The following is a 19,741-nucleotide window of genomic DNA, read 5'->3' as shown; positions in this document are numbered from 1 at the left end:
GAGGTCCCCGGTCTCGGTCCCAAGCGGACCAAGAAGATCGCCGACGCCTGGGAGGAGCAGAAGGCGATCAAGGAGGTCATGCTCTTCCTCCAGACGGTCGAGGTGTCCACGTCCATCGCCGTGCGCATCTACAAGAAGTACGGCGACGCCTCGATCGGGGTCGTGAAGAACCAGCCGTACCGCCTCGCCTCCGACGTCTGGGGCATCGGCTTCCTCACCGCCGACAAGATCGCCCAGTCCGTCGGCATCCCGCACGACAGCCCGGAGCGCGTCAAGGCGGGCCTGCAGTACGCCCTTTCGCAGGCGACCGACCAGGGCAACTGCTACCTCCCGGAGGAGCGGCTGATCGCCGACGCGGTCAAGCTCCTCCAGGTCGACACGGGCCTGGTCATCGAATGCCTGGCCGAACTCGCCCTGCCGGACGAGGACTCGGGCGACCCCGGCGTCGTACGGGAGAAGGTCCCCGGGCCGAACGGTGAGCACGACGACCCGGTCACCGCCATCTACCTCGTCCCCTTCCACCGCGCCGAACTCTCCCTCTCCGCCCAGCTCCTGCGTCTCCTGCGCACCGGCGAGGACCGGATGCCCGGCTTCCACGACGTGGCCTGGGACAAGGCGCTGGCGTGGCTGAGGGGGCGTACGGGCGCGGAGCTGGCGCCGGAGCAGGAGGCGGCCGTACGCCTCGCGCTGACCGAGAAGGTGGCCGTGCTCACCGGCGGCCCCGGCTGCGGCAAGTCCTTCACGGTCCGCTCGATCGTCGAACTGGCCCGCGCGAAGAAGGCGAAGGTCGTGCTCGCCGCCCCCACCGGCCGCGCCGCCAAACGCCTCTCCGAGCTGACCGGCGCCGACGCCTCCACCGTCCACCGCCTGCTGGAGCTGAAGCCCGGCGGCGACGCGGCGTACGACAAGGACCGCCCCCTGGACGCCGATCTGGTGGTCGTCGACGAGGCCTCCATGCTGGACCTCCTCCTCGCCAACAAGCTGGTGAAGGCGGTGCCCCCGGGGGCGCATCTGCTCTTCGTCGGTGACGTCGACCAACTCCCCAGCGTCGGCGCCGGCGAGGTGCTCCGTGACCTCCTGGCCGACGGCAGCCCGATCCCGGCGGTCCGGCTCACCAAGGTCTTCCGCCAGGCCCAGCAGTCCGGCGTGGTGACCAACGCGCACCGGATCAACTCCGGGCAGCACCCGGTCACCGACAACATGAAGGACTTCTTCCTCTTCGTCGAGGACGACACGGAGGAGGCCGGGCGGCTCACGGTCGACGTGGCGGCCCGTCGTATTCCGGCCAAGTTCGGGCTCGACCCGCGCCGGGACGTCCAGGTGTTGGCGCCCATGCACCGGGGCCCGGCGGGCGCCGGCAACCTCAACGGGCTGCTCCAGCAGGCCATCACGCCGGCCCGCCCCGACCTGCCCGAGAAGCGTTTCGGCGGCCGGGTCTTCCGCGTCGGCGACAAGGTCACCCAGATTCGCAACAATTACGAGAAGGGCGAGAACGGCGTCTTCAACGGCACCGTCGGCGTCGTCACCGCGCTCGACCCGGTCGACCAGCGGCTGACGGTCCTGACGGACGAGGACGAGGAGGTCGGCTACGAGTTCGACGAACTGGACGAGCTGGCGCACGCCTACGCGGTGACGATCCACCGGTCCCAGGGCAGCGAGTACCCGGCCGTGGTGATCCCGGTCACCACGGGAGCCTGGATGATGCTCCAGCGCAACCTTTTGTATACGGCCGTGACCAGGGCGAAGAAGCTCGTCGTCCTCGTCGGCTCCCGCAAGGCGATCGGCCAGGCGGTCCGCACGGTCTCGGCGGGCCGCAGGTGCACGGCCCTCGACTTCCGGCTCGCGCCACGGCCACTGTGAGGAACCCGGGCACTGCCGGGCGGCGACCGTCGCGCGTACCTCTCGTGAAGGCCCGTCGCCCCGTGAGTGAAATTTGATCGATCAAATGAGTCGTAAAGGTCACACAGCCCTTCCAGATGGTGGACGGAGGGGGCAGGATGAACAAGTTGGCGGCACTCAGTGCCGCCGATGGGCCCGATGGTCGACCCCGAGTGCACTCACCAGAGCCAATTGGGGGATGGTAGAGACAGTCAGGGCACCTCGAAGATGAGGCACTACGTCGGTGAGGGATGACGTGAGCGACAACTCTGTAGTACTGCGGTACGGCGACGGCGAGTACACCTACCCGGTGATCGACAGCACCGTCGGCGACAAGGGCTTCGACATCGGGAAGCTCCGGGCCCAGACCGGTCTGGTCACCCTGGACAGCGGCTACGGCAACACCGCTGCTTATAAATCCGCCGTCACCTATCTCGACGGCGAGCAGGGCATCCTGCGCTACCGCGGCTACCCGATCGAGCAGCTGGCCGAGCGCTCCACCTTCCTTGAGGTGGCGTACCTGCTCATCAACGGTGAGCTTCCGACCGTCGACGAGCTCTCCACGTTCCAGAACGAGATCACGCAGCACACCCTGCTGCACGAGGACGTCAAGAACTTCTACCGGGGCTTCCCCCGGGACGCCCACCCGATGGCGATGCTGTCCTCCGTGGTCAGCGCCCTGTCGACGTTCTACCAGGACAGCCACAACCCGTTCGACGAGCGGCAGCGCAACCTCTCCACGATCCGCCTGCTCGCCAAGCTGCCGACCATCGCGGCGTACGCGTACAAGAAGTCGATCGGTCACCCGTTCGTCTACCCGCGCAACGACCTCGGTTACGTCGAGAACTTCCTGCGCATGACCTTCTCGGTCCCGGCCCAGGAGTACGACCTCGACCCGGTCGTCGTCTCCGCGCTCGACAAGCTGCTGATCCTGCACGCGGACCACGAGCAGAACTGTTCGACCTCCACGGTCCGTCTGGTGGGCTCCTCGCAGGCGAACATGTTCGCCTCGATCTCCGCTGGTATCTCCGCGCTCTGGGGCCCGCTGCACGGCGGCGCCAACCAGTCCGTCCTGGAGATGCTGGAGGGCATCCAGGCCAACGGCGGCGATGTCGACTCCTTCATCCGCAAGGTGAAGAACAAGGAGGACGGCGTCCGCCTGATGGGCTTCGGCCACCGGGTGTACAAGTCCTTCGACCCGCGCGCCAAGATCATCAAGGCCGCCGCGCACGACGTCCTCTCGGCCCTCGGCAAGTCCGACGAGCTGCTGGACATCGCGCTGAAGCTGGAGGAGCACGCGCTCTCCGACGACTACTTCGTCTCGCGCAACCTCTACCCGAACGTGGACTTCTACACGGGGCTGATCTACCGCGCCATGGGCTTCCCGACCGAGATGTTCACGGTCCTCTTCGCCCTCGGCCGCCTCCCGGGCTGGATCGCCCAGTGGCACGAGATGATCAAGGAGCCGGGCTCCCGCATCGGCCGCCCGCGTCAGATCTACACCGGGGTCGTCGAGCGCGACTTCGTTCCGGTCGAGGCCCGCTGAGCCGAGTACCTGTAGCAAAGGGGCCCGTACGGAGAGCCGTCCGTACGGGCCCACTGCGTGTCCGCCTACAGAAGAGGGCGCCTTACGGCGAGTGAGCCGAAGGGGCGCGCCTGTGTCGAGACGGCATGGGGGTCCCTCCCGCTCGAGCGAAGCCGAGAGTGGGGGAGCGCGGAGGCTCGAAGGGTCGAGCGCGATCGCCGTCTCGACACAGGCTCAGGCGCCCCGGAGGCGAACCGAGCCTCAACAAAATAGGGAGAAGGCGCCCTGCAACGCTGGTCCCCCCACGGGCCGGCGAGCAGGGCGCCTTCCCATGTCCCGGTGCGGATTCCCCCCACGGGATCCGGCCGGGCGTCTGGTGGGCACAGCGCCTGAATCGCTGAGCTGAACGAGCAGAACTCGTCCTACCTGTATGTGTCTGTTCTGCTGTGGCGGTGTGCGGTCTGCCGGGACGCGTACGTACGGGAGGGCCGCTCAAAGCTCCCCGGTGCACGTGCCCCGGCAACGCAATTCCGGGAACGTCCCCCAAGACATCCCCAGATGCCAGTCACGCCCCCCAAGACGCTTCTGACATCGCCAACTTAGACTCACGAACCCCTTCGATGGTTACGTTCACATCACTGTGATCTGCGTCTCTTGCTCTATGTCCTGAAGATACGCAAGAGACCCGATTCGGTGATCGAGGCCCCAGCGTAAGGATGATGCGCGAGCCTTGTGAAGAGCTTATGTGAGGCTGCTTCCGGACTCTAGAGGGACTTTTGCCCGACGGTCATGAAAATGTCCTGAGTCGCAAGCTGTTCGTTACCACGAAAACGGACGAAAAGGCCATAGCCGCCCCAGCGATCATCGGGTTGAGCAGTCCGGCGGCGGCCAGCGGCAGCGCGGCCAGGTTGTATCCGAAGGCCCAGGCCAGATTGCCCTTGATCGTGGACAGCGTCCGCCGCGACAGCCGGATGGCGTCGGCGGCCACCCGCAGGTCCCCGCGGACGAGTGTCAGATCGCCCGCTTCGATCGCCGCGTCCGTCCCCGTGCCCATCGCGAGCCCCAGGTCGGCCACCGCGAGCGCCGCCGCGTCGTTGACCCCGTCGCCGACCATCGCGACCGTACGGCCCTCGCTCCGGAGCCGCCGTACGACGTCGACCTTGTCCTCGGGCAGCACCTCGGCGATCACGTGCTCGGGGGAGATGCCGACCGCCGTGGCAACGGACCGCGCGACCCGCTCGTTGTCCCCGGTCAGCAGCATCGGGGTGAGGCCGAGCGCCCGCAGCCGCCGTACGGCCTCGGCGCTGGTCTCCTTGATCGTGTCGGCGACCGTGACGACACCGAGTGCCGTGCCGTCGCGGACGACCACGACCGCCGTGTGCCCCTCGTCCTCGGCCGCCGCCTTGACGCTCTTCAGGGCCTCGGGGAGCGGGCCGTCGAGGATCCGGCCCACCTGGACGTCGTAGCCCTCCACATGGCCGCGTACGCCCTTCCCGGGCAGGTTCTCGAAGCGTTCGACGGGCGGCAGTGTGTCGACGCGGTCCTCGGCGCCCGCGGCGACGGCCCGGCCGACCGGATGTTCGGAGGCGTGCTCGACGGCGCCCGCGAGACGCAGGACCTCCTCCTCGGTGACGCCCTCGGCGGCGTACACCTTCTGGAGCGTCATCCGGCCGGTGGTGACCGTGCCGGTCTTGTCCAGGACGACCGTGTCGACGCGGCGGGTGGACTCCAGGACCTCGGGGCCCTTGATGAGGATGCCGAGCTGGGCGCCCCGGCCCGTGCCGACCATCAGGGCCGTGGGTGTGGCGAGGCCGAGCGCGCACGGGCAGGCGATGATCAGCACCGCGACGGCCGCCGTGAAGGCGGCGGTGGTGTCGTCCGTGAGGCCGAGCCAGGCGCCGAAGGTGGCGACCGCGATCAGGATGACGACGGGCACGAACACCGCCGAGATCCGGTCGGCGAGCCGCTGCACCTCCGCCTTGCCGTTCTGCGCGTCCTCCACCAGCCGTGCCATCCGGGCCAGCTGTGTGTCCGCGCCGATCCGGGTCGCCTCGACGACGAGCCGGCCCCCGGCGTTCACGGTCGCGCCGGTGACGCCGTCCCCGACCGTCACGTCCACCGGCACGGACTCGCCGGTCAGCATGGACGCGTCGACGGCGGAGACGCCCTCGACGACGGTGCCGTCGGTGGCGAACTTCTCCCCGGGCCGTACGACGAAACGGTCCCCCACGGCCAGTCGGCCGACCGGGATCCGTACCTCCCGCCCCTGCCGGAGCACCGAGACGTCCTTGGCGCCCAGCTTCAGCAGCGCCTTGAGCGCGGCGCCCGCGCGACGCTTGGAGCGGGCCTCCAGATAGCGGCCCAGCAGGATGAACGCGACGACCCCGGCGGCCACTTCGAGATAGATCGTCGACGAGCCGGCCGTACGGGACACGGTGAACTCGAAGCCGTGCCGCATACCCGGCATGCCCGCGTGGCCCCGGAACAGGGCCCACAGGGACCAGCCGAAGGCGGCGAGCGTGCCGACCGAGACGAGCGTGTCCATGGTGGCCGCGCCGTGCCGGAGGTTGGTGAACGCGGCCCGGTGGAAGGGCAGCCCGCCCCACACGACGACCGGCGCGGCGAGCGTCAGCGACAGCCACTGCCAGTTGTCGAACTGCAGGGCGGGGATCATGGACATGAGGATCACGGGGGCGGCGAGCAGCGCCGAGACGGTGAGCCGCTGCCGCAGGGAGGCCAGTTCGGGGTCCGCCTCCCGGGAGGGCTCCTCGCGCTCGGCCTCCGGGGGAGCCGGGGGCGGTGGTTCCTCGGCCGTGTAGCCCGTCTTCACCACGGTGGCGATCAGGTCGGCGATCTCCGTCCCCGAGGGGTAGGTGACCTTCGCCTTCTCCGTCGCGTAGTTCACCGAGGCGGTGACCCCGTCCAGGCGGTTGAGCTTCTTCTCGACGCGGGCCGCGCAGGAGGCGCAGGTCATCCCGCCGATGGTCAGCTCGACCTCGTGGACGGGGTCGCCTATGGGGGCCACTGCGGTGGTGCTCGTCATGTCCTTGCCCGTGTCGGTGTCAGACCTTGCCGACCAGCTCGAAGCCCGCCTCGTCGACAGCGGCGCGTACGGCCTCCTCGTCGAGCGGGGCGGCCGAGACCACGGTGACCTCGCCGGTGGAGGCGACGGCCTTCACGGAGGAGACGTCGGCGAGCTGGGTGATCTCTCCCGAAACGGCGCCTTCGCAGTGGCCGCAGCTCATTCCGCTCACCTTGTAGACGGCGGTGACGGAACCCTGGGTGTCGGTCTGGGCGGTCATGTCGTTACTCCTCGTCGGGGGTGCGTTCGGGGACGCATGGGGTTCGAGTAACCCTTCAACGCGTCCACCTTATACCCCCTAGGGGTATGAATCCAAGAGGGGTCCGGACGGGCCGGGTCGGGGCAGGTCAGGGTCGGGGCAGGTCAGGGTGCCGGGGTCCGGGGGGTGCTCGAAGTGCCGACGGGCGGGCAGTCGCCCACCAGGGGTTCGAGATAGCGCAGCAGAACGTTCTTCAGCTCCTGCACGTACGCGTCGCGCTCCGCGCCCTCGCGGGCGAGCACCAGCTCCAGGCCGGCCTTGTACATGGCCACGCAGACGTGTGCGGTACGGGTGAGATCGGCGGCCGGGGTGTCGGGCAGGTAGGAGGTGAGCAGCACCTCGATCCGGGTGACCAGGGCCGCGTGCAGGGCGTCGTGCTGCTCGGCGATCCGGCCGGGGACGTCCGGGCCGTGCATCAGCGTGAAGACCACCGGGTGCCGGAAGTTGAAGTCGATGAAACGGTCGACGGCGGCGGCGACGGCCTCCTCCAGCGGGGTCGCCGGAGCCACCGGTGCCAGCGCCTCGCCGTACGTCTCGCGCATCTCCCGCATGAGCCGCTCGCTCAGCTCGATCGCGATCGCTTCCTTGTTCGGGAAGAACTGGTACAGCGTGCCCGGCGAGACCCCCGCCTCGCGGGCGATGGCGTTCGTGCTGGCGGCGGCGTACCCGGTCGAGCAGAACACCGAGGCCGCGGCTTCGAGGAGCTGGGCGATACGACGCTCACCGCGGGCCTGGCGGCGGCGCGGCTGCTCCTTCTCCTTCTCCTGGTTCACGGGCACGCGGTTATCCCCAGCTTTCCGGACGTGATTGACAAACACGAGTGGGCGCTCGCATTCTGGTGAAACGCGAGCGATCTCTCGTGTTCGCCAGTGTATGGCGCGGTGCTTCCGTGCTGCCTGGCCGAGCGCGGCACGGATCGTGGCGACGGATCAGAGTGAAGGGGACACCGCACCATGACCGAAGTCAACCGGCCACCCCGAGTGGGAGGCTGGACCCGGTTCGTGACCGCCCGCCCCCGGCTCTCCCTGCTCGTGGCCCTGGTGCTCACCGCCCTCGCGGTCGTGGCGGGCAGCGATGTCGCCGACCGCCTCGGCAGCGGAGGCTGGGAGGACCCGGCCGCCCAGTCCACGTACGCGACCAAGGCCCTGGAGCGCGAGTTCCCCGACTCCAATCCGAACTTTCTGCTGCTGGTCGACGCGGGCGACGCCTCGGTCGACGACCCGGCCGTCGCCGCCGAGGCGAAGAGGCTGACCGAGCGGCTCGCCGCCGAGAAGGGCGTCACCGGCGTCGGCTCCTACTGGACGACCAGCGCCCCGGCCCTGCGCGCGGAGGACGGCAAGGAGGCCCTGATAGCGGCCCGCCTCACCGGCGACGACACAGCGGTGAACAAGACCCTGGACCGCATCGCCCCCGAGCTGCGCGGCACGCACGGCCCCGTCGAGGTCAAGGTCGGCGGCATCCTCGCCGTGCGCCACGAGATGCAGACGATCATCCAGGAGGACCTGCTGCGGGCCGAGATGATCGCCCTGCCGGTGACCCTCGTCCTGCTGGTCATGGTCTTCGGCAGCGCGGTCGCCGCCCTGCTGCCGCTGGGCGTGGGCATCGTCGCGATCCTCGGCACCAACGCGATCCTGCGCGGCCTCACCGAGGTCACCGATGTCTCGGTCTTCGCCCTGAACCTCACCACGGCCATGGGCCTGGGCCTGGCGATCGACTACGCCCTGTTCATCGTGCGCCGCTTCCGCGAGGAACTGTCCACCGGCGCCGACTCCCTGACGGCCGTCGCCACCACCCTGCGCACCGCCGGCCGCACGGTCCTCTTTTCCGCCCTCACGGTCGCCGTCTCCCTGGCCGCGATGATGGTCTTCCCGCAGTACTTCCTGAAGTCCTTCGCCTACGCCGGCATAGCGGTGGTCCTCCTGGCCGCGGCGGCGGCCCTGATCCTCCTTCCCGCGGCCCTGGTCCTCCTGGGCGACCGCGTCAACGCCTGGGACCTGCGCAAGCTGTTCAGGCGCCGCAGGCCCGCCGGACCCCGGCCCGGCTCCCCGGCCGCGGAGAAGAGTGCGGAGACCGTGGAGGAGGGCGCGGCCTGGGGCCGTATGGCATCCCTCGTCATGCGCCGCGCCCCCTACTTCGCCGTCGCCACCACCGCAGGCCTGATCCTCCTCGGCCTCCCCTTCCTGGGCGTGAAGTTTGGCACGGCCGACGACCGCCAACTCCCCTCGACCGCCGAGTCCCACGTCGTCCAGCAGCACCTCCGCGAGGGCTTCCCCGGCACCCCCGGTGGCGGCCTGGAGGTCCTGGCGGAAGGCAAGGCGTCGGAGTCCGAGTACGCCGCCTACAAGGAGCGGCTCGCGGACCTGCCCGAGGTGCTCCGCGTGGACGGGCCCCTGGTCAAGGGCGACTGGGCCTACTTCACCGTGCAGCCGAAGGGCGAGGCGGTGGACGAGGGCGCGCAGGGGCTGGTGGACGACATCCGGACGCTGGACGCCCCCTTCGACACCTCGGTGACGGGCACGGCGGCGGTCCTGGTCGACACGAAGGCGGCGATAGGGGACGGCCTCCCCTGGGCCCTGTCCTTCATAGCGATCGTCACCCTCATCCTGGTCTTCCTCCTCACCGGAAGCGTCCTGATCCCCCTCCAGGCGGTCCTGCTGAACGCCCTCAGCCTCACCGCGATGTTCGGCGCGCTGGTCTGGGTCTTCCAGGACGGCCACCTCTCCGGCCTCCTCGCCTTCACCAGCCCCGGCTCGATAGAGACCACCCTCCCGGTTCTGATGTTCTGCGTGGCCTTCGGCCTCTCCATGGACTACGGCGTCTTCCTGCTCTCCCGCATCAAGGAGGAGTACGACCACACCGGCGACCACACGGCCTCCGTCCGCTTCGGCCTCCAGCGCACCGGCGGCCTCATCACCGCCGCCGCCGTCATCCTCGCCGTCGTCATGATCGCCATAGGCACCTCCCGCGTCACCAACACCAAGATGCTCGGCCTCGGCATAGCCCTGGCCGTCCTCATGGACGCCATGGTCATCCGCAGCCTCCTGGTCCCCGCGGTCATGCGCCTGACGGGCCGAGCGACCTGGTGGGCCCCGGCCCCGCTGAGAAGGTTCCACGAGAGGTTCGGCCTGAGCGAGGGGGAGACGAAGCCGGCGACGGAGCCGGGCCCCGAGACGAAGCCGGAACCGGAGCGGGTCTCCAGCCACTCAGGATCCTGACCCGCCGGATGCGATGCTGACCGGGGCCCCAACAGCGATCACCGGCCCGCAATCGAAAGGTGGGGACATGCGCGCAGTCGTGTTCGAGCGATTCGGAGAGCCGGCCACGGTGAAGGACGTCGAGCCCCCCACCCCCACCCCCCACGGAGTGGTCGTACGAGTGGAAGCCACCGGCCTCTGCCGCAGCGACTGGCACGGCTGGCAGGGCCACGACCCCGACATCCGGCTCCCCCACGTCCCCGGCCACGAACTGGCCGGAGTCGTGGAGGCGACCGGCACGGCGGTGACCGCTTGGCAGCCCGGCGACCGAGTCACCGTCCCCTTCGTCTGCGCCTGCGGCACCTGCCCCGCCTGCGCGGCCGGAGACCACCAGGTCTGCGAGCGCCAGACCCAGCCGGGCTTCACCCACTGGGGCTCGTTCGCGCAGTACGTCGCCCTGGACCACGCCGACGTGAACCTGGTGGCGCTGCCGGACGAGCTGTCGTACGGCACGGCGGCCGCACTGGGCTGCCGCTTCGCCACGGCGTTCCGCGCGGTCGTCGCGCAGGGCCGCGTCGCGGCGGGGGAGTGGGTGGCGGTCCACGGCTGCGGCGGGGTGGGCCTGTCGGCGGTGATGATCGCGGCGGCCTCCGGAGCCCGCGTGATCGCCGTGGACGTATCGCCCCAGGCCCTGGACCTGGCCCGCGAGTTCGGCGCGACGGCATGCGTGGACGCCTCGGCCGTCACGGACACCGCCGAAGCGGTACGCGACCTCACCGGCGGCGCGGGCGGAGCCCACCTCTCCCTCGACGCCCTGGGCTCCCCGATCACCTGCGCGGCCTCGGTCAACAGCCTCCGCCGCCGGGGCCGCCACATCCAGGTGGGCCTGCTCCCGTCCGAGACCGGCACCACCCCCGTCCCCATGGCCCGGGCCATCGCCCTGGAGCTCGAACTCCTGGGCAGCCACGGCATGGCGGCCCACGCCTACCCCCAGATGCTGGAGCTGGTCCGGGCGGGCGTCCTGCGTCCCGACCTCCTGGTGACCTCGACGATCCCCCTGGACGCGGCCCCCGCCGCCCTCGCGGCGATGGGCACGGCACCCGGCAGCGGAGTGACGGTCATAGAACCGTGGAGCTGACACCCCCACCGTCGGGATACCCCCGATGGACGGCCCACTCCGGCGCGAGCACCGACATCCGCACCGCGTCGATCCACTCCCCGCCCTGCCACAGCGTCTGCCGCTCGACCCCCTCGGCCACGAACCCGGCCTTCTCGTAGGCGCGCCGGGCCCGGGGGTTGTGGCTGAAGACGTACAACGACACCCGGTGCAGCCCGAGCCCCTCGAAGGCATGCCCCACCGTCAGCCGCACGGCCTCCGTGCCCAGCCCCTTGTTCCGTCCACCGGGCCCGATCAGGATCCGGAAGCAGCAGTTGCGGTTGGCCTCGTCCCATTCGTTGAGCACGGCCTCCCCGACCAGCTCACCGCCGGCCCGGTCCACGATGCCGAGGTCGAGCCGATCGGTCTGGTCGTTGCGGCTGCCGTACCAGGCGCGCAGGCGTTCCGGTTCGAACTCCTCGGCCGGACTCCCGGTGAGCCGCAGGACCTCCGGGTCGGCCAGGATCCGCGCCATCACGGGCACGTCGTCCTCGGTGAACGGCCGCAGCACGGCCCTCTCGCCGGTGAGTACGGGTTTCACGGAAAAACTCATCCCCGGATCCTCGACAGCGCGGGACCCGGGGACAAGTGAATAAACGAAGAGCGGGGGAGGGAACGAGGTGCGGGGTCGGCCGCTCACTCGACCTTGCGCCGGTTGCCCGGTCTGGAGGCGACCCAGGCACGGATGGTGTCGGCGTACCAGTAGGGCTTGCCGTTCTCCACCTGGTCCGGCGGCGGCAGCAGCCCGTGTTTGCGGTACGAGCGGACGGTGTCGGGCTGCACACGGATGTGCGCCGCGATGTCCTTGTACGACCAGAGGCGTCGGTCGGTCATCAGTGGCACCTCCCTGCGCGCACCACGGCGGCGGCCGGAAGGACCGTCGGGGGAGCCGGGCACTGCGCTGGCGATCACAAGCCTGTGTCCGGAGAACGACACCCGGTGATCACCGGCAAGGGCCGGAAGGCGACATGTGACGGAAGACCCGCATACACGTGACACACGTGACAGGAAGGGGTCTTTTGTGACACGAGCGACGAACGAGAGCGCCTCGAAACTCGGCACAACGGCAGCGCGCCCTTCAGGGGCGCGGGGAACTGCGCGACCAGCCACGACGAACCCGCAGCCTCGAACGCCCCGCAGCCCCACCCCTTCCGGGCACACCAACCGCTGCGACCACTACAACCGCTACGCCCCGCAGGACCTCAGGAACGCCCGAGTCCGCTGAGCGATCGGCAACGGCTTGTCCGGCTCACACGGATACATGTCCTGCTCGACGATCGCGAACAGATCCACATCCAGCTTCTGCGCGGCAGCCAGCACCGGCCCCAACTCGGGCACACCCTTGGGCGGTTCACACATCACGCCCCTGGCCACAGCCGGCCCGAACGGAATCTCGTTCGCCCGCACATCGGCCAGGATCTCGGGGTCGACCTGCTTGAGGTGCAGATATCCGATCCGCTCCCCGTAGGTCTCGATCAGCTTGACGCTGTCGCCGCCGCAGTACGCGTAGTGCCCGGTGTCCAGGCACAGCGACACCACCGACGAGTCCGTGCCGTCCAGGAAGCGGACGACGTTCTCCTCGCTGTCGATATGGGTGTCGGCGTGCGGGTGGACGACGATCTGGAGGCCGTACTTCTCCCGCACCTCCCGCCCGAGCCGCTCGGTGAGCTGGGTGAGGTGCCGCCACTGTTCGACGGTCAGCTCGCTGGACTCCAGCACCTTGCCCGTCTTGTCGTCCCGCCAGAACGACGGGATGACGACGAGATGCTTGGCGCCCATGGCCTGCGCGAGGACCGCGTTGTCGGCCACGTGCGCCCAGGTCTTCTCCCAGACGTCCGGGCCGTGGTGCAGACCGGTGAACACGGTGCCGGCCGACACTTTCAGACCGCGCTTGGCGGTCTCCTCGGCGAGGACCGCCGGGTCGGTCGGCAGATAGCCGTACGGGCCCAGCTCGATCCACTCGTAGCCGGAAGCGGCGACCTCGTCGAGGAAGCGCTGCCAGGGGACCTGCTGGGGGTCGTCGGGGAACCAGACGCCCCAGGAGTCGGGCGCCGAGCCGACTCGGATGCGCGAGAGTGAGGACTGAGGTGACAACGACGTCATGGGAGTCAGCTTCAGCCTCGGAGCTGAGGGTGTCAATAGGTAGTCCGAATGTCTGGACAAAGTATTGACAGGGCCGCTCCGGCGGGGCTAGACCTTGACGGACCCGGCGGACGGACCCGGCGCGTGAAGGGAACTCGATGGCGTACGACCTGATCACCATGGGGCGGATCGGTGTGGACCTCTACCCGTTGCAGACGGGGGTCCCGCTGCCGCAGGTGACGTCCTTCGGGAAGTTCCTCGGCGGATCGGCCACGAATGTCGCGGTGGCCGCGTCCCGCCTCGGCCGCTCCACCGCCGTCATCACCCGTACGGGTGAGGATCCCTTCGGCGAGTACCTCCACCAGGCGCTGCGCGACTTCGGCGTGGACGACCGCTGGGTCACCCCGGTCCCGGGCCTGGCGACCCCGATCACCTTCTGCGAGGTCTTCCCGCCGGACGACTTCCCGCTGTACTTCTACCGCCGCCCCAAGGCCCCGGACCTGGAGATCGACGCCCACGAGCTGGACCTCGACGCCATCGCCGGGACCCGGATCTTCTGGGTGACCGGCACCGGTCTGAGCGAGGAGCCCAGCCGTACGGCGACGCTCGCGGCCCTCGCCCACCGGGCCAAGGCCGGGACGACGGTCTTCGACCTCGACTGGCGTCCCATGTTCTGGACCGACCCGGCCGAGGCCCGCCCCTTCTACGAGGAGGCCCTGCGGCACACCACCGTCGCGGTCGGCAACCTCGACGAGGTCGAGGTCGCCACCGGGGTCCGCGAGCCGCGGGCCGCCGCCCGCGCGCTGCTCGACGCCGGGGTCGAACTCGCGGTCGTCAAGCAGGGGCCCAAGGGTGTCCTCGCGGTCAACAGCAAGGGCGAGTCCGCCGAGGTCCCGCCGCTGCCGGTGAACGTCCTCAACGGCCTCGGCGCCGGTGACGCCTTCGGCGGCTCCCTCTGCCACGGCCTGCTCGAAGGCTGGGACCTGGAGAAGATCATGCGGCACGCCAACGCGGCCGGCGCCATCGTCGCCTCCCGCCTGGAATGCTCCTCGGCGATGCCCACGGTGGAAGAGATCGAGACGGCCGTCGCGGCGGGAGCGGTCCTGTGACCCCCAAGCACCCCACGACCGACGGCGCGAGCCCCCTCGGCCCGGTCTGCCCGGTCGACGTCTCCGCACTCGTCCGCACCCGGGTCCACCACCCCGAGGCCATCGCCGAGGCCGCCGCCCGCCGCACCCGGCGCCCGCTGATCGGCGACTCCGGCCGGCTGATGATCGTCGCCGCCGACCACCCGGCCCGCGGCGCCCTCTCCGTCGGCGACCGCAAACTCGCCATGGCGAACCGCGCCGACCTCCTCGAACGACTGTGCCTCGCCCTGTCCCGCCCCGGCGTGGACGGCGTGCTCGCGACCGCCGACATCCTCGACGACCTGCTCCTCCTCGGCGCCCTCGACAACAAGGTCGTCATGGGCTCGATGAACCGGGGCGGCCTGGCCGGCGCCAGCTTCGAACTCGACGACCGTTTCACCGGCCACCGCCCCGAGGACATGCAGCGCCTCGGCTTCGACGCCGGCAAGCTCCTGCTGCGCGTCGACTACGACGACCCGGGCTCCCTCACCACCCTGGAGTCCACCGCCCGTGCCGTGGACGCCATGGCCGAGCGGCGGCTCCCCGTGTTCGTCGAGCCGTTCATCAGCCGCCGCGACCCGGCCACCGGCAAGGTCAAGAATGATCTGAGCGCCGACGCCGTCACCAAGTCGATCGCCATAGCGGCCGGGCTCGGCGGCAGTTCGGCGTACACCTGGCTGAAGGTGCCCGTCACCGAGAACCCGGACGACATGGCCCGCGTGATGGAGACCTCCACGCTGCCCGCCGTCCTGCTCGGCGGCGATGTCGGCGAGGACCAGGAGGGCGCGTACGAGAAGTGGCGCGGCGCGCTGCAACTGCCCACCGTGCAGGGCCTGGTGGTCGGCCGTTCGTTGCTCTACCCGGCGGACGACGACGTGACCGCCGCCGTGGACACCGCCGTCGGACTGTTGTGAGGGCCGCATGACACACAAGACCGAGCTGTACGTACCCAAGGGCGCCACCGCGAACGCGGAGTACGCCGTCGACATCGACCCGAAGCGGGCCGGCTGGACCCACAGCAGCCTCAGGATCGTCGAGTTGGGGCCGGACGGGACGCACACGTTCACGACCGGGGACAGTGAGTGGATCGTGCTGTCCCTCAACGGCGGTTGTACGGTGCGAGTGTCGGAGGAACCGGGCAATTCAGACGGTGGCGGCGTCACCGAGTTCGAAATCCTGGGCAGGGAGAGCGTGTTCGCCGGAGTCTCCGACTTCGTGTACGCGCCCCGCGACGCCCGGGTACAGATCGCCTCCGGCGCGGGAGGCCGCTTCGCTTTGGCAGGAGCGAAGTGCGAGCGACGACTCCCCGCCCGCTACGGCCCCGCGCCGGAGGTCCCCGTGGAAGACCGAGGCAGCGGCAACAGCGCCCGCCAGGTGCGCAACTTCGCCTCCGCCGACGCCTTCGAGTGCGACAAGCTGATCACCGTCGAGGTCATCACCCCTGGCGGCAACTGGTCCTCGTACCCGCCGCACAAGCACGACGAGAACCGGCCGGGGGAGGAGACCGAGCTCGAAGAGATCTACTACTTCGAGATCGACGGCCCGAACGGCTTCGGATACCAGCGCGTGTTCCCCTCCCGCGAGGGCGGCTCCGACGTCCTCGCCGAGGTCCGCTCCGGTGACGCCGTACTCGTCCCCGACGGCTGGCACGGCCCGTCCATCGCGCAGCCCGGCCACAGCATGTACTACCTGAACGTCATGGCCGGTCCCGGCTCCGAGCGGCAGTGGCGGATCTGCTTCCACCCCGACCACACGGAGGGGTACCGATGAGCGAGGCGACCCCGACCACACCCCCGGCGACGACCCGGCTCACGGTCGCCCAGGCCCTGGTCCGCTTCCTCGCCGCCCAGTACACCGAACGCGACGGCGAGCGGCGGCGGCTGATCGGCGCGACCTGGGGCATCTTCGGCCACGGCAACGTCGCCGGCCTCGGCCAGGCGCTGATCGAGTACGCCGACGACATGCCGTACCTCCAGGGCCGCAACGAGCAGTCGATGGTGCACGCGGCCGTCGGCTACGCCCGCCAGTCGAACCGCCTGTCCACGCACGCCGTGACGACGTCCATCGGCCCCGGCGCCACCAACCTCGTCACCGGCGCCGCCCTCGCCACGATCAACCACCTCCCGGTGCTGCTCCTCCCCGGCGACATCTTCGCCACCCGCCCGGCGGACCCGGTCCTCCAGCAGCTCGAAGTCCCGTACGCGGGCGACATCAGCGTCAACGACACACTGCGCCCGGTGTCGAAGTACTTCGACCGGATCACCCGCCCCGAGGCCCTGATCCCGGCCGCGCTCCAGGCGATGCGCGTCCTCACCGACCCCGTGGAGACGGGCGCGGTCACCCTCGCCCTCCCGCAGGACGTGCAGGCGGAGGCGTACGACTGGCCGGAGGAGTTCTTCGCCGAGCGGACCTGGACCGTACGCCGCCCGGCGGCCGACGTCGGCGAACTGGCCGCCGCGATCAGCGCGATCCGGGAGGCCCGCCGCCCCCTGATCGTCGCCGGCGGCGGTGTCCACCACGCCCGCGCGGAGGAGGCGCTCTCCGAACTCGCCGTCGCGACGGGCGTTCCGGTCGCCTCCACCCAGGCCGGCAAGGGCTCCCTCCGCCACGACCACCCCCAGGACGTCGGCGGCATCGGCCACACCGGCACCGCGACCGCGAACGAACTCGCCCGCACCGCCGACCTGGTGATCGGCGTGGGCACCCGGTACACCGACTTCACCACCGCCTCCGGCACCCTCTTCACCGCCGACGGCGTCCGCTTCCTCAACCTCAACATCGCGCCCTACGACGGCCACAAGCTCTCCGGACTGCCGCTGATCGCGGACGCCCGCGTGGGGCTGGAGGCGATCACCCAGGCGCTGTCCCTGCACGGGCACCGGGTCACGGACGCGTACGTCGCCGAGTACGCGGAGGACAAGCAGCGCTGGGAGCACCGCGTCGACGCCTGCTACGAGGCCGACGAGCCGGACACCCGGCCCACCCAGGCCCAGGTCCTCGGCCTCCTCGACGAGATCGTCGACGAGTCCGACATCCTCATCAACGCCGCCGGCTCCCTCCCCGGTGACCTGCACAAACTGTGGCGGGCCCGGTCGCGGGACCAGTACCACCTGGAGTACGGCTACTCCTGCATGGGCTACGAGATACCGGCCGCGATCGGCGTCCGGATGGCCGCTCCCGGGCGCCCGGTGTGGGCGCTGGTCGGCGACGGCACGTATCTGATGATGCCGACCGAGATCGTCACGGCCGTGCAGGAGAACATCCCGATCAAGGTGCTGCTCGTGCAGAACCACGGGTACGCCTCCATCGGCGGCCTCTCGGAGACCGTCGGCGGTGAGCGGTTCGGTACCGCCTACCGGCACCGCAACCCCGACGACGGCACGTTCACGGGCACCCCGCTGCCCGTGGATCTCGCCGCCAACGCGGCCAGTCTCGGCATGCGCGTCCTGCGCGCACGGAGCGTCCGCGATCTGCGCGCCGCCCTCGCCGACGCACGGGCCGCCGACACTCCCACATGTGTCTACGTGGAGACCCAAACGGCCGACACAGTGTCTGGCCCGCCTCCCGCGCAGGCCTGGTGGGATGTACCTGTGGCCGAGACCGCGACCCGCGCGTCGGCGGTCAAGGCACGCGAGGAGTACGACCGGCACGTCTCAACCCGACGCCGCCATCTGTGAGAAGGAGTTTCTCGGCATGACGAAGATCGTCAACCACTGGATCGGCGGCAAGACCGTCGAAGGCGCGTCGGGTACGTTCGGGCCGGTCACGGACCCGGCGACCGGCGCGGTCACCACCAAGGTCGCCTTCGCGACCGTCGACGAGGTCGACGCGGCGGTACGCACCGCCAAGGAGGCCTACGTCACCTGGGGCCAGTCCTCGCTGGCCAAGCGCACGGAGATCCTTTTCCGCTTCCGCGCGCTGCTCGACGCCAACCGTGACGCGATCGCGGAGCTGATCACCGCCGAGCACGGCAAGGTGCACTCGGACGCGCTCGGCGAGGTCGCGCGCGGCCTGGAGATCGTCGACCTGGCCTGCGGCATCAACGTGCAGCTGAAGGGCGAGCTGTCGACACAGGTCGCCAGCCGCGTGGACGTCGCCTCCATCCGCCAGCCGCTCGGTGTCGTCGCGGGCATCACGCCGTTCAACTTCCCGGCGATGGTCCCGATGTGGATGTTCCCGATCGCCATCGCGACCGGCAACACGTTCGTCCTGAAGCCGTCCGAGAAGGACCCCTCGGCCTCCATCAAGATCGCCGAACTCCTCTCCGAGGCCGGCCTCCCCGACGGCGTCTTCAACGTCGTCCACGGTGACAAGGTGGCGGTGGACCGCCTCCTGGAGCACCCGGACGTGAAGGCGATCTCCTTCGTCGGCTCGACCCCGATCGCCCGCTACATCCACACCACGGCCTCCGCCAACCACAAGCGCGTCCAGGCCCTCGGTGGCGCCAAGAACCACATGCTGGTCCTCCCCGACGCCGACCTGGACGCGGCGGCCGACGCCGCCGTCTCCGCCGCCTACGGCTCGGCGGGCGAACGCTGCATGGCGATCTCGGCGGTGGTGGCCGTAGGCGCCATCGGCGACGAACTGGTGGACAAGATCCGCGAGCGCGCCGAGAAGATCAAGATCGGCCCCGGCAACGACCCCACCTCCGAGATGGGCCCGCTGATCACGGCGGTGCACCGCGACAAGGTGGCCTCGTACGTCACCGGCGCGGCGGCGGAGGGCGCAGAGGTCGTCCTGGACGGCACCGGCTTCACGGTCGAGGGCCACGAGGACGGCCACTGGATCGGTATCTCGCTCCTCGACAAGGTCCCGACCACGGCGAAGGCATACCAGGACGAGATCTTCGGCCCGGTCCTGACCGTCCTGCGCGTCGACACCTACGACGAGGGCATCGCCCTCATCAACGCCTCCCCCTTCGGCAACGGCACCGCGATCTTCACCCGCGACGGCGGCGCCGCCCGCCGCTTCCAGCTGGAGGTCGAGGCCGGCATGGTCGGCGTCAACGTCCCGATCCCGGTCCCCGTCGGCTACCACAGCTTCGGCGGCTGGAAGGACTCGTTGTTCGGCGACCACCACATCTACGGCAACGACGGCACCCACTTCTACACCCGAGGCAAGGTCGTCACCACCCGCTGGCCCGACCCGGCCGACGGCCCCTCAGCGGTCGACCTGGGCTTCCCCCGCAACCACTGAGACCCACCACGCGGTCTTCGACCCCCTGCGCCTCAGAGCTCGGGGGGTCGAGGCGTTTGTGCGGGCACAGGTGCGTCATGATCGCTCGCGCCCCTTTCAAAGGCTCCGGGCGCGACCCACGCCGCCAAGGGGCGCGGGGAACTGCGCGACCAGCCCCCACCGAACCCGCACTCACCCACCCACCCCGCGCGAAGCGCGAAGGGGGTCGAAGGGGCGCAGCCCCTGGGATGGGACGGGTAGGG

The 19,741-nt window shown here is 70.1% G+C and carries 15 protein-coding genes; 9 read left to right on the top strand and 6 right to left on the bottom strand.

From position 1 onward, the window contains the following. The coding region (gene recD2, locus ABT147_RS27120) for an SF1B family DNA helicase RecD2 (protein ID WP_351410676.1) at positions 1-1,860 on the top strand (1,860 nt) is incomplete at its 5' end. A 274-nt stretch (positions 1,861-2,134) separates the two neighbouring features. After that, positions 2,135-3,424: a citrate synthase gene (locus ABT147_RS27115; protein ID WP_060884628.1), complete on the top strand. Its 1,290-nt coding sequence runs from the start codon at positions 2,135-2,137 to the stop codon at positions 3,422-3,424. Positions 3,425-4,190: 766 nt separating this feature from the next. Here ABT147_RS27115 and ABT147_RS27110 read toward each other — a convergent pair. The 3 genes from ABT147_RS27110 to ABT147_RS27100 all read right to left on the bottom strand — a co-directional run bounded on the left by ABT147_RS27110 (position 4,191) and on the right by ABT147_RS27100 (position 7,523). Further along, the gene (locus ABT147_RS27110; protein ID WP_351410674.1) at positions 4,191-6,446 is read right to left on the bottom strand and encodes a heavy metal translocating P-type ATPase; all 2,256 of its coding nucleotides are present in this window, start codon (positions 6,444-6,446) and stop codon (positions 4,191-4,193) included. 19 nt (positions 6,447-6,465) lie between these two features. Further along, the gene (locus ABT147_RS27105) at positions 6,466-6,705 is read right to left on the bottom strand and encodes a heavy-metal-associated domain-containing protein (protein WP_351410671.1); all 240 of its coding nucleotides are present in this window, start codon (positions 6,703-6,705) and stop codon (positions 6,466-6,468) included. Positions 6,706-6,848: 143 nt separating this feature from the next. Beyond that, positions 6,849-7,523 carry a TetR family transcriptional regulator gene (locus ABT147_RS27100; protein WP_351410669.1) on the bottom strand — a complete coding sequence of 225 codons (675 nt, stop codon included), beginning with the start codon at positions 7,521-7,523 and terminating at the stop codon, positions 6,849-6,851. A 174-nt stretch (positions 7,524-7,697) separates the two neighbouring features. Between ABT147_RS27100 and ABT147_RS27095 the strand changes: the two genes are divergently transcribed. Both ABT147_RS27095 and ABT147_RS27090 read left to right on the top strand, forming a co-directional pair. After that, the gene (locus ABT147_RS27095) at positions 7,698-9,959 is read left to right on the top strand and encodes an MMPL family transporter (RefSeq protein WP_351410667.1); all 2,262 of its coding nucleotides are present in this window, start codon (positions 7,698-7,700) and stop codon (positions 9,957-9,959) included. 67 nt (positions 9,960-10,026) lie between these two features. Further along, positions 10,027-11,076, top strand: coding sequence for a zinc-dependent alcohol dehydrogenase family protein (locus ABT147_RS27090; RefSeq protein ID WP_351410665.1), 1,050 nt, complete (start codon positions 10,027-10,029; stop codon positions 11,074-11,076). On the opposite strand, the gene ABT147_RS27085 is transcribed toward ABT147_RS27090, so the two are convergent. The 3 genes from ABT147_RS27085 to ABT147_RS27075 form a co-directional block, all read right to left on the bottom strand. Further along, positions 11,057-11,647, bottom strand: a complete 591-nt coding sequence (locus ABT147_RS27085) for a GNAT family N-acetyltransferase (RefSeq protein WP_351410663.1) — start codon at positions 11,645-11,647, stop codon at positions 11,057-11,059. The genes ABT147_RS27090 and ABT147_RS27085 overlap by 20 nt on opposite strands. A gap of 83 nt (positions 11,648-11,730) precedes the next feature. After that, positions 11,731-11,928 (bottom strand): helix-turn-helix transcriptional regulator, encoded by a 198-nt coding sequence (locus ABT147_RS27080; RefSeq protein ID WP_329897224.1) that lies wholly within the window; start codon positions 11,926-11,928, stop codon positions 11,731-11,733. Between the two features lie 351 nt (positions 11,929-12,279). Then, the gene (locus tag ABT147_RS27075) at positions 12,280-13,197 is read right to left on the bottom strand and encodes a sugar phosphate isomerase/epimerase family protein (protein WP_351410661.1); all 918 of its coding nucleotides are present in this window, start codon (positions 13,195-13,197) and stop codon (positions 12,280-12,282) included. A gap of 137 nt (positions 13,198-13,334) precedes the next feature. Between ABT147_RS27075 and iolC the strand changes: the two genes are divergently transcribed. From iolC to mmsA, 5 genes are all read left to right on the top strand, one after another. After that, positions 13,335-14,285 (top strand): 5-dehydro-2-deoxygluconokinase, encoded by a 951-nt coding sequence (gene iolC, locus ABT147_RS27070; protein ID WP_351410658.1) that lies wholly within the window; start codon positions 13,335-13,337, stop codon positions 14,283-14,285. Positions 14,286-14,386: 101 nt separating this feature from the next. Beyond that, entirely contained in the window at positions 14,387-15,217 is an 831-nt protein-coding gene (locus ABT147_RS27065; RefSeq protein ID WP_502983169.1) for a Cgl0159 family (beta/alpha)8-fold protein, read from the top strand. A 7-nt stretch (positions 15,218-15,224) separates the two neighbouring features. After that, positions 15,225-16,073, top strand: coding sequence for a 5-deoxy-glucuronate isomerase (gene iolB / locus ABT147_RS27060; RefSeq protein WP_351410654.1), 849 nt, complete (start codon positions 15,225-15,227; stop codon positions 16,071-16,073). Beyond that, positions 16,070-17,980: a 3D-(3,5/4)-trihydroxycyclohexane-1,2-dione acylhydrolase (decyclizing) gene (gene iolD, locus ABT147_RS27055; protein WP_351410652.1), complete on the top strand. Its 1,911-nt coding sequence runs from the start codon at positions 16,070-16,072 to the stop codon at positions 17,978-17,980. The genes iolB and iolD overlap by 4 nt, the downstream gene beginning before the upstream one ends. A gap of 16 nt (positions 17,981-17,996) precedes the next feature. Continuing rightward, positions 17,997-19,499: a CoA-acylating methylmalonate-semialdehyde dehydrogenase gene (gene mmsA, locus ABT147_RS27050; protein ID WP_351410651.1), complete on the top strand. Its 1,503-nt coding sequence runs from the start codon at positions 17,997-17,999 to the stop codon at positions 19,497-19,499. The last annotated feature ends 242 nt before the right edge of the window (positions 19,500-19,741 follow it).

Source organism: Streptomyces sp. NPDC001868, assembly GCF_040297125.1.
GTDB lineage: Bacteria > Actinomycetota > Actinomycetes > Streptomycetales > Streptomycetaceae > Streptomyces.
Note: the sequence above shows the minus strand (reverse complement) of the source record. Positions and strands in the feature narration are given on the sequence as shown.